This window comes from Micromonospora sp. NPDC049529 (assembly GCF_055586685.1).
Genome location: NZ_JBVJHT010000007.1, coordinates 30,844 through 45,740 on the forward strand (window position 1 = coordinate 30,844; position 14,897 = coordinate 45,740).

Below are 14,897 nucleotides of genomic sequence, written 5' to 3' on the forward strand. Positions count from 1 at the left end.
ACGGTGACGGTTCGTTGGACGGGGCGGCGCTGACGAACGCGGCCCGGCTGGCCGATGTCGCCGGTCTGGCCGACTCTGCCGGTCTGGCCGAGTCCGGGGCTTCCGCGCAGCCGCTAGCGTAGATCTTCCACGGTCCACAGCGGACGGCGTCGGGGTGTTCACCCGTGCCCGTCGGCTGCCGGACCGTCTGCGCATGCCGGACTGTCTGTGCATGCCGGATCGTCTGTGCGTGTCGGGGTGTCTGGAGGAGACGGATGAAGCTGCCGCGTTCGGCTGCCGGCTGGACGATCGCCGTCTTCGGCGTGCTCGCTCTGGTGCTGGGGCTGGTCGGGCTGATCCGGCCGGAGGCGCTGCTGCGGATGCTGGGCTTCGAGGTGATCGACGCGGCCGACCGGGCAAGTGGCGACTACACCCGTACGTACATCGCGGCGTCGTCCATGGCGGCGGTGAACATGGGGGTCTACTACCTGGTCGCGGCGCACACTGAATGGCGAGCATTCTTCCGCTTCACGGTGGTTTTCCGGTTGGTCACGTTCAGCGTTTTCACCACCCTGGTGCTGACCGGTTCCGCACCCGGCAAATTCTTCGGCGTGGCCGCCTGGGAAGGGCTCGGTGCGGTGGCCACCGGGGTCGGGCTCTGGCTCGATTCGCGGCGCCCGGCGGCGGCTGTGACCTCCCCGGCGACCGGTGCTGTCCGGTCGCCGACCGATGCGGGCCGCTGACGCGTCCGCCCTATTCGGTATTTTCGTACTGTGACCGACACCCCGCCAGGCGCGCTACCGAAGCCCGTAGTGCCTGGCCTGACGGATTTGCACGTGTTTGCCCGGGGTGGTTACGCGACCGTCTACCGCGCCACCCAGGGCTCGGTGGGACGCGAGGTCGCGGTGAAGGTGGAAAACCGCACCCTCGGTAGCGAACGCGACCAACGCCGCTTCCTCCGCGAGGCGCGGGCCGCCGGCCGGATGTCGTCGCACCCGCACGTCGTCGACCTCTTCGACGCCGGGGTCACCGTCGACCAGCACCCGTACCTGATCATGGAACTCTGCGACGGCTCGTACGCGGAACGGATGCGCAGCTCCCCGCTCGGCCCGGCCGAGGCCCGCGACCTCGGCGTGAAGATCGCCGACGCGCTGGCCCACTCGCACGCCATGGGCGTACTGCACCGCGACGTCAAACCGGCGAACATCCTGCACTCGCACTTCAACCCGGCGGTCCTCGCCGACTTCGGGCTCGCCGTACTCGCCGAGGTCCGGGACCCGTCGGTGACCCTGGAGGTGCTGACCCCGGCGTACGCGCCGCCGGAGATGTTCCGGCACAGCCCGCCCTCCCCTGCGGTCGACGTCTACGCCCTCGCCGCCACCCTCTACGCGGTCATGCACGGCAAGCCGCCGCGCTGGCGGGCCGACCGCAACCCGAGCCTGATCACGCTGATGGAGCTGTTCGACGAACCGATCCCCGAGCTGCCCGGCGTCCCGCCCGAGCTGGTCGAGGTGCTCCGCTTCGGCATGGCGAACGACCCGCAGGCCCGGCCGTCCGCCGAACAGTTCCGGGACCTGCTCGCCGCACTGCCGCTCGGCCCGGTCGCGCCGATCTCCGGCGCCCCGGTCTCCGGCATCCCCGTATCCGGTGCGCCGATCTCCGGCGCCCCGTTCCCCGCGTCCTCGTTCCCCGCGTCGCCGTACCCCGCCTCCCCGGTCTTCGGCAGGCCCGGCTCCCCGGACACCGGCCCGCCCGTGACCAGCTCACCGGCCTACGGCAACACCTCCACCGGGCCGACCGGCCCGCATTCGCCCGACACCGGGGGTGCCACGGCGCCCGGCGCGACGACCCACGGCCACGGCCCGGCCGGGCGGGACCGGGTGCCGGCACCCCGTCCGCCGTCCGCCGCCCGCTACGACGACGACCACCCGACCGTACGGGCCAACCCGCGCCGCCGCCGGCTGCGCTGGCTCTTCGGCGGATTCGGCGTACTCGTGCTGATGGTCGGGGCGGCCACCGGCTCCTGGTACCTGACCCGGTACGGCCCGACGATGGCGCCGAGCAGCGACGTCCGTACGACCGAGCCACCCCCGCCACCGATCGCCTCCGGAACCAAGGTGGCGCCCGGCGGTGCGCTGCCCGGCTGCGGGGTGCCACTGCCCGACGGCGGCCGCTGCACCGGCGAACTGGAGTGCTTCGGCCCGATGCGGATCGACGGCACCCGGGCCACGGCCACCCGCGTGGCGTGCACCGGCCGGCACAGCTGGGAGACGTACGCGGCGGGTGACCTGCCGGCCGAGGTCGACGCCGCCGACCACCAGGCGATCTGGCGCGACTCGACCGTGCAGCAGGTCTGCAATGTCAACACCTTCCGGACCACCACCCAGCTGCGCAGCATCGGCGGCTGGCAGTTCCAGATACTGCCGCCCAACGGCGACGACGAACTCGCGGCGGGCGAGCGCACGTTCCGGTGCCTGGCCGGCAAGGGCACCAACAGCCTGACCGAACCCACCCTCGCCCGCTGAACCTCCGGCCCGCGGACCGGAAATCCGGTGGGCCCCGGACGGCGGCCGGCGTTATGTTCCGTAGTCGTGACCGAACCGGAAGTGACCAGGCGTCCCTACTCCGACCACGATCTGCCCCGCCTCCAGGAGACCGTCGCCGGCTGGATCGCCGAAACAGGTCGGTGCGGCTACGACCACATCGGCGAGCTGCCCCATCGCATCTACGAGAATCTCCGGGGTCACCGCCCGGTCGGCGAACTGGTACATCTGTGGGAAGACCGGAACGGCATCGTCGGCCTCGCCATCAACCTTCGCTTCGGCGCCGCGTTCGACGTGCTCACCGCACCCGCCCTGCGCGGTACGCCGGCCGAGGCGCGGATGCTGCGGGCCGCGTACGAGACCACGGCCGCCCACCTGACCGGCCACGAATCCGGCGACGGGTACGTGCTGACCGACGCCTTCGACTGCGACACGATCAGAATCGGGCTGCTCGGTGAACTCGGCTTCACCCGGTTCCGCACCTGGGACGACAGCCGCGAACGGGACCTGTCCGAACCGCTCGGCGACGCCCCGCTGCCCGCTGGTTTCGTGGTGCGCCCGGCTCGGATCGGTGACGCCGGGCAACTCGCGCTGGCCCGCAACCACTCGTTCGACGACGACTGGACCGGGGAGCTGTATCGGACGGCGGTGATGGAGAAGCCCGGCTACCGGCCGGAGCAGGAGATCGTGGTCGAGGCGCCGGACGGCCGGATCGCCGCGTTCGCCGTCTACTGGGTCGACGTACGCAACGGGACCGGGCACTTCGAGCCGGTAGGCACCCGCCGCGAATTCCAGCGGCGGGGGCTGGCGCGGGCGGCGATGCGGTACGCGATGCGCCGGATGCGAACCGCCGGAATGACCACGGTGACGATCAACCACGATGCCGAGAACGTGCCCGCCGCCCGGTTGTACGAGTCACTCGGTTTTCGGCGCCGCCACCGGACCTACGGCTTCCGCCGGCCGATACCCGCGCCTATTCCGGAGGCGATATCGACAATGGTTGGTTCGAACATTGTACGGTGAACGCCGTTCCCGCCACTGGCGGTTGTTGTCCAGGCACGATCCCGCTTTTGCATGATCCTGCAATGCCTTCGGACGACGCGGCTAGCCACATGGGAACGACGACCCTAACCTATGCGAAGGCAGCCGACCGGCGGGTACGACAAGAAGAGGCGGTTATGCGGGGGATCGACAGTGGGGAGGTCAACCCGGCGCGCGAGGTGGTAGGAGCCCCGGACCCGTACGGCGTCACCTCCCCGGCGGAGTTCGTCGCGGCGATGCGCGCGTTGAAGGAGTGGTCCGGCCTGACCTACCGGCAGCTCCAGCGCCGGGCGGAAGCCCTCGACGAGTTGCTACCGCACAGCACGGTCGCCGCCGCGCTCGCCCGCAACACCCTGCCCCGCGAGGAACTGGTCACCGGTTTCGTGCGGGCCTGCGGCCAGGACGAGGCGACCGCCGCGAGCTGGCTCATCGTACGCAAGCGGATCGCCGCCGGCCTGCCCGTGCCACCGGCACCGGCGCCACTTCCGGGTACGGGTGGACCCTCCGGCACGGGGGCACCGCAGGACGTGGCGGCGCAGCCCGTACCCGTGGCCGCGTGGTCCGTACCCGTGGCGGCGCAGGCGGTGGACGACCAGGCTCCGGCGCTTCCGGCGGCGGCCACCGGCCGTGCCGTCGATCCGCCCGACCCGTCCGACGCCGTTGATCCGTTCGACCCGTCCGACGCTGGTGATCCGTCCTATCTGTCCGACGCTCGTGATCCGGCCGGCCCGACCGATCCAGCCGACGTGATCGAGCCGGTCGATCAGGCGCCGCCGGCCGTAGCGTCGACGGCCGGAACCGACCTGAGTAGCACCGACCTGAGTAGCACCGACCTGAGTAGCACCGACCTGAGTAGCACCGACCTGAGTAGCACCGACCTGAGTAGCACCGACCTGAGTAGCACGGACCGGGACGCCGCCGAACAGGACGACCCGGTGCGGGACCCCGACCAGCGGGACGGCCCGGTACGGGGCAGGCTCGGCGCCGAGCCTGCTGTCCCCTCCTTCGCCTCGGGCGCCCTCGCCTCGACGGTCGCGCGAAGCAAGCGGGAGGAGTGGGTCGGCACGCACCGGTACGACCCCGCCGTCGAGGTGCCGCGTCCGGCGGGACTGCGCTGGCTCGTGCCGCCGATCATGTACCGGACCGGTTGGGCGACCCGCGTACTCTCCGCCGGACTCGTCGTCATCCTCGTCCTCGTCGCCTCGGCGGTGACCGTAGGGGTCATCCGGGAGATGCGCGACGATCCCGCCGTGCCGTCGACCCAGGCGGAGGCCCCGGAGGGGGCCCTGGAGGGCGACGAGGAGGGCATCGAGACCGACGGCGCGCTCGATGACGGTGCGGTGGGCGCCACGCCCTCGGTCCCGGCGTCGGCACCCACGCCGACCCCGGCTCCGGGCAGCGCACCGGCCCAGCCGCCGGCCAAACCGACCACCCCGAAGCCCACCACTGCGAAACCCGCCACCACCACTGGCGCCGCTGCCGCGAACAACACCGGTTCCACCTTCGCCGGGGTGTACGCGATCCGCCCGGCGCACACCTCGCTCTGCGTCGGCGAGGGGCCCGAACTGTACAAGCAATCGCAGCGGATCGTGCTCGGCCAACACAGCTGCGCGCAGGCCGGTCCGCCGACAATCCTCGAACGGGTCAGCGGCAGCACCTACCGGATCAAACTCGACCACCCGACGTACGGCATCGGCTGCGCCACAGTGGACGAGGGCGCCGCTGGTGACGGCCTGCTGCTCGCCGGTGACAATTGCGGGGCGAGCCGGAAGGATCAGCAGTTCACCCTCGAACCGGTGACCACACCCGCGGTCGGTCACCTGGTCCGTTCCGTGGCCGGCAGCAGTTTCTGCATCGGTGTCTACCGGGGCAGTCGGGACGTGGGGGCGCAACTGATCCAGACCCGGTGCGACGGCGGCAAGCACCAGGTATTCGTCTTCGAAGCGCGATGAACTGCCGGCGGTGCCGTCAGTCCGGCCGAGCGACGTCGGCCGATCGGTCCTTTACAGCGGTGCGCAACAAGGGTGAACTGTTCCGTGGCATCGAAGCCGCTTTCTGTCCGGCGAAACCGGCAGGCGGGCGGACCATCACGGGGGTGAGGTAATCGTGTCGACGCACGATAGTGGTGCGCCCGGAAAGACCGACGGCGACGGAAACGCCCTGCCGGGGCCGCCGGACGTGATGGCGTCCGCAGTGGCGTTCGTCCGGGCGATGCGGGTGTTACGGCAATGGTCGGGCTTCACCTACCGGCAGTTGCAGGGCCGGGCCCAGGCGGTCGGAGACGTCCTGCCGCACAGCACCCTCGCCGCGGTTCTCGGCCGGGGCACCCTGCCCCGCGAGGAACTGCTGCGCGCGTTCGTACGCGCCTGCGGTGGCTCCGACGAGGCGGTCGAGCAGTGGGTCGCGGTCCGCAAGAGCATCGCCGCCCGTACCGAGCAGTCGGAATTTCCGGAGCTGGCCGAGCCGGCGACGGCGACGGAATGGCCGGCTGAGCCTGCGGTCGAGCCGGTGATCGGGTCGGCGGTCGGGTCAGCGGCGGAGACTGCGGTCGAGCCGGCAACGACGCTGGACCCGCCGCGGGCGGCCTGGGCGGAGGCATTGGACGACCCGGCGGCAGCGCTGGACGACCCGTTGGCACGCTGGGCGGCGGCGCTGGACGAGCCGGAGAAGAAGTCGAAAAGTTCCTCCGGCTCCTCGTCGGCGAAAAGGCTTCCTGCGGTGTCAGAACCGGAGCGCACCCGAAAGCCGGACCCGGAGCAAACGCGCGATCGGGAGCCGGAGCCGGAGTCGGAGCAAACGCGGGATCCGGAGTCGGACCGGAAGCGGGATCGGGAGCCGGTATCGGAGCGGAAGCCGGAGCCGTCGGTCGGCGAGGTGTCCGTAGCGGCTGGAGCTGCGACGGTCGAGGACGGGCAGGGCGACGGTATCGGGGACGCGTGGCCGACGAGCCAGCCCCCGGTACGGCCGCTGGCCGCCGCGACGGCCCTACAGGAGCGGTACCGGTGGACGGGCGTACACCGGCGGGACCCGGCGGTCGACGTGCCCCGGCCGGCGGGACTGCGCTGGCTGATCCCACCGATCATGTATCGGACCGGCTGGGCGGCGCGGGTGCTCTCCGGGGCACTGGTGATGATCCTCGTGCTGATCAGCACCGGAGCGGTGGTGCGCTACCTCCGCCCCGATGCTGGCAACGGGCAGACCCCCGGTGTCGAGGGCGCACTCGCGCTGGACGATCTGCCGGCAGAGGAGGAAGGGGAGGTCGACGACGTACCGGTGCAGGGCGGGACGGACGCAATGCCGGAGCCGGCCACGAACCCGTCGGGTGCCACCCCGACCCCACCCGCAGCCACTCCCACCCAGCCACCGGCCAGCCCGAGCGCCGCACGCCCCACGACAACTCGACCGGCCACCACCGCGCCGGCACTGCCACCACCGGAGCAGCCCAAGCCGAAGCCGGCGGCGACGCCGTACCTGACCGGCTCGGTGAGCACCTACTGCCGGGGTGGCGGGAGCTGGGCGTACAACATCTCGGGGGCGCTGCACAACGCGTCGGTCGGCTACGACCCGCACGGGTACGTCGACCAGGGGACCGGCAGTTCGTACGGCTATCCGATCGACGGCGACGGCTCGACCAGGTTCTCCGGAAGCGTGCCGAAGTCCTACGGGCCGGGCCACGACCTGACGGCGGCGTCGGCGAGCTGGAGCCTGGAGGTGTGGGTGAACGGCGACATGCTCACCGGCACCCGGATCAGCACGTCCGGCACGGTGAGCCGCCCGCCCGGCTGCTGACCCTCGGCCGGGCGAGCCCGCTCAGCAGCCGCGATCGGGTTGTCCCAGGTGGACGTGGCAGCCGGTGGGGGTGAGCAGTGCCGCGACCGGCTGCCCGGGATGACGGTGACCGAGCGCGCGGACCGCCTCCGCCGGATTGTCGGCCGGTGCGGCCGGCAGGGGCGCGGACTGCGGCACCGGAATCGGCTGGGCCGGGTCCGTCGGCACGGCCGCCGCGATCGACAGTTCGAGGTACGCCCAACACGCGGCAACCGCCGAATCCAGACTCGGATGGTACGGGCGCTGCGGCGCGAAACCGTGCACCTGGTCCGGCCGGAGCACGTCCACCTGCCACGCTTCGGCACCCTGGCGGAGTGCGGGGGTCGGCTGCGGTCGGGCAACCTCGATGGTGACCGCCAGGGTCAGGTGCAGCCCGTGGACCAGGCGGATCAGCTCGCTGAGTGGGGGCGCCGCCGGCAGGCTGCTGCGTACGAGCAGGCGGGCGGCGGGGCGGCCGGCGCTGATCCGGGTCACGTGTCGGGTGAGCGGGTCGTCGTCGGGGTGGTCGAGTGCGATCATCCCGTCGACACTGGCCGGGTCGACGGGGGCACGGGTGTCAAGCTCGGTCAGGTGCTCCGGCCGTACGCCGAGGATGTTGGCCCAGTGCGCGAGCCGGCAGTGACCGGGGAGGGCGACCACCGGTGTGCCGTCGGGTTGCAGGGCGACCGGCGGCGCGGACACCGGCCGTTCGGGGTCGACCAGCCAGTTCAGGTGCAGGACCTTACGATCGAGGTCGGTGATCGTGACCACCGTGCCGAGGTGCAGGCGGTGACTGCCCCGGCAGGTGCGGCACCCCGGTCGGGGTACCTGTAGGCCGGTGCCATCGTGGGTGCAGTCGGGGCAGTCGAGGTGCGGGATCACCGGGCCCTGCCAGCTCGGCTCCGGCGGCTCCCAGCCACGCTCGGCGCGGACGTGCCGGCGCCGCACGATCTGCCCGGTGTCGGAGGCGCTGTACGTCTCCCAGGTGCCCGCCTGCCGTAACCCGGTGTGCCACCAGCGGCCGTCCCGCCAGATCGACTGCGCGCCGAGCAGCGGTTGTGCTGTGCGAACGTCGACACAGTCGGCCCGGGTCCGTTGTTCGAGTCGGTCGAGGTCGAGATCGTGACTGGCGGGTGGCTGCGGTGGGCCGTTCGGCACGATCAGGTGGGCGGGGGCGTCGCGGGCGCGTTCGTGCAGCCCGTACAGGGCGTCGGCGACGGTGGTCGACTCGACGGCGGCGGCGAGGCTGGCGAAGCGGCGATGCTGGTCGGTGGGGATGGGCGCGGCGGGGGTGTCGTAGCGGATCGCCCAGGTCAGCTCGCCGGACGGATGCCGGCGGGCCTCGATGACCAGGTCCAGGCAGAGCTGACCGGCGAAGGTCACCAGGGGCGCGAGCCGTTCGGGCAGGCTCGGCGGTGGTGGGGCCGGGGTGCAACGGCCGAGGTGGACGAGCCACGGGTCGTCGGAGCGGCGGGCCAGGGCGGCGGCTTCGAGGCTTCGTCGTTGCGGGGTCGGCAGGTGTGGTTGCCACGTGTCGGGGAGCAGGATGGTCAGCTCCCGGAGCGGGCGGTCGGGGGTGGTCAGCTCGTGGACGGAGGCGACGTTGACCTGGGCGGCCAGGTCCAGGACGAGCGGGGTCAGGTCGAGGGCCGGGTGGCCGTCACCGTCGAGGGTGGGTTCGACGCTGCCGGGGACCACGCTGGCGGAGGCGACGGCACCGGTGTCGAGGTTGACGACGGTGAGCACGAGTTGGGCGCGGCGTACGCCGAGTTGTCGGCACTCGTGGCAGGGGACGGCGACCGTACCGATGCCGTGGCAGAGCCGGCAGTCTGCGTACGGCTCGGGGATCGTGGGGTTGAGATTGTCGACCAGGACGCGGTTGCCGCCTCGGGTGCACCGGCAGCCGACCAGGAGAAACGTGGTGCCGGCGCAGTCCGGGCACTCGACCGGGGCTGCTGGTCCGGTCATCGGGCGGTCCGGGGATTGCAGTCGCCGGTGTGGTCGGTCCGCAGCACGCAACGCCGCCCGGTGGTCAACGCTCGACCGCAGAACACCCGGTGTACGACCTCCGGCTCGTCCGGCGAGGTGAGCGTGATGTCGCGGGTGTCGAGCGCGCGGAACGCCTGCGCGAGGGAGTGGCCGATCGTGCGGGCGATGACGGCTGCGGTCTGTGGGTTCGGGGCGTGGATCGGGAGGTGGACGGTGAACTGCCGGCGGTTGCCGCTCACCGGTGCCTCGCCAGGTAACGAGGGTGCGGGGCCTGCTGGGACTGCCACTCCCGCAGGGTGTCCTTGATGCGTACGTTCTCGTCCCGGCTGGCGGCCAACTCGGCGTAGACCCGGTTCAGGTCGTCGGCCACCCGGTCGAGGAACACCTGCACCTCGGCGGGGTCGAGTCCACGTCGACCGAGGCGGGTGGGGTGGAAGCGCTGGTTGCGTACGTGCCAGGGGCGCAGGGGGAGTTGGGCGGTGCTGCGGTAGGTGGAGCCGCGTGAGTTCCGGTGGTACGGGGTGGTGTCGGGGCGGGGCGGGGGTGGTGGGGTGCTGATGGTGGTCAGGGTTCGGGTCGGTGGGCGGGAGAAGCGCGCAAAGAGGCGACGGAGGAACGTACGCACGGGCAGACCTGCCTTTCGGGTACGAGGTGACCGGGGACGGCCTGCCCGTGTGCCGAGCACGGACAGGCCGTCCCCGCCTCTGCCGCCGTACGCCCTTCGGGTCGCCGTACGCCGACAAAGCCGCTGGTAGAGAGCCGAACGGCACAGTTGGTTGGGCTGCCTGTGCCGGTGGAACCTGAGCAAGAGAGGCTCAGTGCCGACCGAGCGATCTCGCTCTTCAACTTACGTTACGGAGTAACGTAAGGCTACCCCGTAACGCATGTTCCCCCGGGCGTGTGGTGTGTTGACGCTGCCGACCGAGGGAGCGACGTATGTCCACACCCCTGTACCAACAGATCTCCAACGACATCGCCGAGCAGATCAACAGCGGTGTGCTCAAGCCCGGTGACCGGCTACCGAGCACCAAGCAACTCATGGAGCGGTACGAGGTCAGCGAGACCGTGATCCGGTTCGTCATGATCCAGCTCAAGGCGCAAGGCCTCGTCTACGGCCAGCAAGGCAGAGGCGTCTACGTTGTGGATCGAGGTGCCTGAAGGAGTGGATCGGCCATCAGAATGCTCTCGCTGTGCGCGGTGGCGTGATTCTGTGCTCAAGGCGTGTCGTCAGGCAGCGTCACCATGCAGTCGTGAAGTGGTGTGTATAGGCGCCGCAGTCCGCGACACGCCAGGAGATTTTGTGATTCGCGTCACGTGTATCCCTTCTGGGGGCGAGCGGTAGTCCGCGAGAAACATGACGAAGCGCCCAAAATGGCCTGACCTGCGCTGATCGGCATCTGAGGTTGTGCTGTGTCGGTTTAGAGATCGGTGTTGTCGGGTACTTTGGTACCACGGTACTCTGGTCGCTGGAAGGGGGCTCATATGGCCGCTACGTCCGCTCCCATCAAAGTTGATGTTGATACTGACCAACTCATCTCGCACGCTGCCCACTTTCTTGGCAAGGCAAAAAAGGAAGTCGTTGACGCTGCTGTGCGCGAATATATCGATGCACATCGGGCTGAGATCAATGAAGGCGTTCGGGCTGCGCTGCGTCAACTGGACGGTTCGCCACAAGCTGCCGTCGCGTTGCTGACGGGTGTGCCCGCAGACGAGCTTGATCAATATGGCGGGATGCCTGAGACGGACTGATCTGTCACGTCTGGATTTAGTCGCCTTAGGACCTTAGGGTCATTCGAATGAACGACGAGCCCCTGCCTGTGCGACCAACTCGTTCGTGCGCGCGAGCACTCGACCTGCCGATTCCGAGCCTCGATGTGCGCATGTCTGACCTTGACCACCTTCTGATCAAGGAAGCGCAGCGGCTGCCCGACACGCATGCGGCCGGTGGTGTGGAGCGCATTCTCGCCCTCACTGATCGAGTCTGGTTCAAGGTTAAGGCGGGTCGGTGGCGGGGGGCAGCAATTCGTCTGCCCGACGGGGATCAACCTCCACGGGAGCCCCGGGTTCAGTTGGCTCCCTGGTGGTTGGGTGCTGCAGGCTACCGGAGAGATGGCGATCCTTCCGACTTCTACGCGTCCATGGCGGCTGTGGCACGGCGAGACGGTAAGTATCAGGAGGGCGTGTCTTCCGATCGCTGGTTGCCGGATGCATGGGACTGGAAGCGTCTCGAACTGGAGCATGCGACCGCTTGGGTTTGGAAGGTCCGCAGGATTGTCTGCGAGTTGATCGTGCGTTCGCTCCGTACTGGACACTCGTATCAGGCTGCTTTTCAGGGCTATAGCATAACGGTGTTGGCGCGAGCTGCGGATGGCGAGACGTACTTGGCGATCGGCACGGAAAATATCGCTGACCCGAAGATCTTTGCAGTAATCTTGGATGCTGTGCCGGGTATAGGTAGTGATGCATGGCTAGCTGAGCCTGGCGGGGTCGTTGGGTTGGCGCCGGAGCCGGGTGAGATTATCTGGTCGACCATTCTTCCGTCGACTGTAGCCGCTGAGCTCCTTGACAAATATTCGGAAGAGGGAGACTAAAGATGATGCTAGGAGAAAGGTGGAACCCGAAGCGGTAGTTGAGGTGAAACCTCAAATCTCCTTTGTTCTTCAAGGTCGGCGGCGCGAGCGAGCCCATGCGCTTGCGAGGCGACGTGGCGCTGCATTCGTCCGAAACCATCGTTACCAGTGGAGCTAACCGCCCCGAGTCCGTGCGCGTACGGCGATCTTGCCACCTGGCGTACGGCCGGGCTTCATGTTGGCTTCAGGAGATGGGCAGGCGGGGTGAACAGGGTGTCGGGCACAACTTTGTGCCTACCCGAAGCAGGTGTGCCCCGTGCCGGATGCCTTCCCGATCAGCCGTCGACATTTCCTGACCCTGGCCGGAGGGACCGCGGGTGCGGTCGCCGTGAGCCAACTGATCGCGCAACTTCCCCCGGCGTACGCGGACGAACTGGACCCGGCGCCGTTCACCCTCGGGGTCGCGTCGGGTGAGCCCGACGACCACAGTGTGGTGCTCTGGACGAGGCTGGTGGCGGATCCGCTCAACATCGAAGACGGTGGCATGCCGGCGGAGCCGGTCGCGGTGAACTTCGAGGTCGCCACCGATCCGGAGTTCCGGCGGGTGGTGCAGTCGGGTCGGCGGATGACCGACCCGGCGTCGGCGCACTCCGTACACATTCTTGTTTCTGACCTGGCGGCCGACCGCTGGTACTGGTACCGGTTCAAGGCGAACGGGGTCTACAGCCGGACCGGTCGTACCCGGACGTTTCCCCGGCCCGGCGCGAACGTCGAACACATGCGGTTCGCCTTCGCGTCCTGCCAGTCGTGGGTGGGTGGCCCCTACCCGGCCTATCGGGACATGGCCGACCAGGAGCTGGACTTTGTCGTGCACCTCGGCGACTACATCTACGAGACCACCAACGGCAGTTTGACCGAGTTCCGCCGGCTGCACGCGCTCTACAAGACCTCGCCCGACCTGCGCGCCGCGCACGCCCGGTTCCCGTTCGTCATGACCTGGGACGACCACGAGGTGCAGAACAACTACGCCGGTGACATCCCGCCGAACGCCGGTGACGGGCGGCCGTTCCTGGAGCGGCGGGCCAACGGCTACCAGGCGTACTACGAGCACCTGCCGCTGCGGCCCGTGCACCGGCCGGACGGTGCCGACATGCTGATGTACCGCCGGTTCGATTTTGGCCAGCTGGCGCAGTTCAGTGTGCTCGACACCCGGCAGTACCGATCGGACCAGGCGCTCGGTGACGGTCGCAAGGAGCCGGCCGGTGAGGTCTTCGACCCGGCGCGGACGATGACCGGCCCCGAGCAGGAACGTTGGCTGCTCAACGGGCTGCGCGCGTCCGACGCCCAGTGGAACGTCATCGCCCAGCAGACCATCATGGCCCAGTTCGACTACGACCTCGGCCCGACGAAGATCGTGAACCTGGACCAGTGGGACGGTTACCCGCCGGCCCGCAACCGGATCCTCAACCACATTGTGAAGCACCAGATCGGCAACCCGATCGTGCTCGGCGGTGACTGGCACACCCACTGGGTCAACGACCTGAAAACCGACTTTGACGACCCGCGCGCCATGGTCGTCGCCACCGAGTTCGTCGGCACGTCGATCTCGTCGGGCGCGAGCTGGGACGCTGACGTACGGGCTGGACTTGCGGCGAATCCGCACGTCAGGTTCTACAACGGAAGTTACCGGGGCTACGTGATCTGCGACGTCAACCAGAAGCGTTGGCGGGCCGACCTGCGGATCGTGCTCGACGCGCGGGATGCTGCCTCTCCGGCGTACACGATCGCGGCTTTCGCGGTCCGTGACGGCAAGCCGGGCGCGCAGCGGGTCGACGCCGGGGACGGCATCGTCGGGCAGGTCACCGACGCGGCGACCGGTCGGGCCCTGCCGAACGTCGAGGTGATCGTCACCCGGGAGGACGGCAGTCGCCTGGTGGCGAGCTTCACCGACCCGTCGGGCGAGGTGCTGGCCTTCGCGCCGCCCGGCACCTACACCGTCGCGGTCAACGGCGTCGGCTACGAGCCGGCCAGTCGCCCGGTCACGGTCGTCGAGGGTACGCCGGCCAAGCTTGACCTGCGGCTCGACCGCGCCGCCACCCGCGCCGGAACCGGGCGTACGGTCCCCGGCCCGCAGGCGTCGGCCACCACCTCCGACATCGTGCTCAGCAACGACCTGGTGGCGTTGGCCGTCTCCGCCGGAACGGACGACCCACAGTTGACCCCGGTCGCCGTCGGCAAGCCCCTCGACATGGCGATGGTCGGCCGGCTGGACCAGCTCGACTGGATCAACCTGCCGTACGCCTCGACCACCCAGCCGCGCGGCGGCAACGCCTGGCAGCAGCGGACCGTACGGACCACGTCGATCGAGGTGCTGTCGGCGAGCGGTCCGGCGGCGACCGTACGGGCGATCGGGGCGAGCACCACGGTGGCGAACCTTGAGGTGGTCACGACGTACACGATCCGGGCGAACGAACCCTGGGTGGCGGCCGAGAGCGCCTTCACCAACCGTGGCACCGCACCGTGCACCTTCTGGTGCGGTGACGCACTCGATCACGACGGTGCCGGGCAGCGCAGTGGCATCGCGGGGCACGGGACCATCGAGGCCAGCGACCCGGCCGACTATCCGCCGACCGCACCCTGGATCGGCATGACCGGCACCGACCGGCAGACGTACGGGCTGCTCTACGACGAGGGTGGGTTCGGCGCCTATGCGGCGTACAACTGGGTGATGAGCCAGCGTCAGGTGACCCTCGCCCCGGGCGAGACGTACACCCTGCGTCGGCGGATCGCCGCCGTGGACAGTGGCACCGGCACCGACCCGTTCGAGGTGCTCGGCCGGCTCTGAGTCCGCGCGGGCGGTCGGTCAGACCGGCCGCCCGCGCGAACCATCGAGGCAGACCAACGCCTTCGCTTCGTGCGTCCGCCCGCCCTGCTCCGGCAGGTGTCGTCCCGCACGGGGGCCGCCGGA

At 69.7% G+C, this 14,897-nt stretch carries 12 protein-coding genes; 9 read left to right on the forward strand and 3 right to left on the reverse strand.

Annotated features, from left to right (window positions below):
• Positions 1–254 precede the first annotated feature (254 nt).
• The 5 genes from ACZ6QQ_RS13550 to ACZ6QQ_RS13570 all read left to right on the forward strand — a co-directional run bounded on the left by ACZ6QQ_RS13550 (position 255) and on the right by ACZ6QQ_RS13570 (position 7,352).
• The gene (locus ACZ6QQ_RS13550; RefSeq protein WP_465876328.1) at positions 255–722 is read left to right on the forward strand and encodes a hypothetical protein; all 468 of its coding nucleotides are present in this window, start codon (positions 255–257) and stop codon (positions 720–722) included.
• Between the two features lie 30 nt (positions 723–752).
• The gene (locus ACZ6QQ_RS13555) at positions 753–2,504 is read left to right on the forward strand and encodes a serine/threonine-protein kinase (RefSeq protein WP_465876330.1); all 1,752 of its coding nucleotides are present in this window, start codon (positions 753–755) and stop codon (positions 2,502–2,504) included.
• 66 nt (positions 2,505–2,570) lie between these two features.
• A complete protein-coding gene (locus ACZ6QQ_RS13560; protein ID WP_465876332.1) occupies positions 2,571–3,545 on the forward strand; it encodes a GNAT family N-acetyltransferase in 975 nt (324 codons plus the stop codon).
• A gap of 155 nt (positions 3,546–3,700) precedes the next feature.
• The gene (locus ACZ6QQ_RS13565; RefSeq protein WP_465876333.1) at positions 3,701–5,515 is read left to right on the forward strand and encodes a pentapeptide repeat-containing protein; all 1,815 of its coding nucleotides are present in this window, start codon (positions 3,701–3,703) and stop codon (positions 5,513–5,515) included.
• 154 nt (positions 5,516–5,669) lie between these two features.
• Entirely contained in the window at positions 5,670–7,352 is a 1,683-nt protein-coding gene (locus tag ACZ6QQ_RS13570) for a hypothetical protein (RefSeq protein WP_465876334.1), read from the forward strand.
• Positions 7,353–7,373: 21 nt separating this feature from the next.
• Here ACZ6QQ_RS13570 and ACZ6QQ_RS13575 read toward each other — a convergent pair whose 3' ends face one another.
• Genes ACZ6QQ_RS13575 through ACZ6QQ_RS13585 form a run of 3 tightly spaced genes read right to left on the reverse strand, consistent with a single transcriptional unit; the run spans position 7,374 to position 9,927 of the window.
• Entirely contained in the window at positions 7,374–9,338 is a 1,965-nt protein-coding gene (locus ACZ6QQ_RS13575; protein WP_465876336.1) for a hypothetical protein, read from the reverse strand.
• On the reverse strand, positions 9,335–9,598 hold the full coding sequence (locus tag ACZ6QQ_RS13580; protein WP_465876338.1) for a hypothetical protein: 264 nt from the start codon (positions 9,596–9,598) through the stop codon (positions 9,335–9,337). Before ACZ6QQ_RS13580 ends, ACZ6QQ_RS13575 begins: the two co-directional genes overlap by 4 nt.
• Positions 9,595–9,927, reverse strand: coding sequence for a DivIVA domain-containing protein (locus tag ACZ6QQ_RS13585; RefSeq protein ID WP_465876785.1), 333 nt, complete (start codon positions 9,925–9,927; stop codon positions 9,595–9,597). Before ACZ6QQ_RS13585 ends, ACZ6QQ_RS13580 begins: the two co-directional genes overlap by 4 nt.
• Before the next feature lie 368 nt (positions 9,928–10,295).
• Between ACZ6QQ_RS13585 and ACZ6QQ_RS13590 the strand changes: the two genes are divergently transcribed.
• From ACZ6QQ_RS13590 to ACZ6QQ_RS13605, 4 genes are all read left to right on the forward strand, one after another.
• Entirely contained in the window at positions 10,296–10,517 is a 222-nt protein-coding gene (locus ACZ6QQ_RS13590) for a winged helix-turn-helix domain-containing protein (RefSeq protein WP_465876340.1), read from the forward strand.
• 324 nt (positions 10,518–10,841) lie between these two features.
• On the forward strand, positions 10,842–11,108 hold the full coding sequence (locus ACZ6QQ_RS13595) for a hypothetical protein (protein WP_465876341.1): 267 nt from the start codon (positions 10,842–10,844) through the stop codon (positions 11,106–11,108).
• Between the two features lie 47 nt (positions 11,109–11,155).
• Positions 11,156–11,950, forward strand: coding sequence for a hypothetical protein (locus tag ACZ6QQ_RS13600; protein WP_465876343.1), 795 nt, complete (start codon positions 11,156–11,158; stop codon positions 11,948–11,950).
• 295 nt (positions 11,951–12,245) lie between these two features.
• On the forward strand, positions 12,246–14,774 hold the full coding sequence (locus ACZ6QQ_RS13605; protein WP_465876344.1) for an alkaline phosphatase D family protein: 2,529 nt from the start codon (positions 12,246–12,248) through the stop codon (positions 14,772–14,774).
• Positions 14,775–14,897 lie beyond the last annotated feature (123 nt).

Bases quoted from the DNA above. Each gene is read 5' to 3' on its own strand.
- ACZ6QQ_RS13595 (WP_465876341.1), top strand. From the start codon at position 10,842: ATGGCCGCTACGTCCGCTCCCATCAAAGTTGATGTTGATACTGACCAA.
- ACZ6QQ_RS13575 (WP_465876336.1), bottom strand. From the start codon at position 9,338: ATGACCGGACCAGCAGCCCCGGTCGAGTGCCCGGACTGCGCCGGCACC.
- ACZ6QQ_RS13600 (WP_465876343.1), top strand. From the start codon at position 11,156: ATGAACGACGAGCCCCTGCCTGTGCGACCAACTCGTTCGTGCGCGCGA.
- ACZ6QQ_RS13550 (WP_465876328.1), top strand. From the start codon at position 255: ATGAAGCTGCCGCGTTCGGCTGCCGGCTGGACGATCGCCGTCTTCGGC.
- ACZ6QQ_RS13590 (WP_465876340.1), top strand. From the start codon at position 10,296: ATGTCCACACCCCTGTACCAACAGATCTCCAACGACATCGCCGAGCAG.
- ACZ6QQ_RS13565 (WP_465876333.1), top strand. From the start codon at position 3,701: ATGCGGGGGATCGACAGTGGGGAGGTCAACCCGGCGCGCGAGGTGGTA.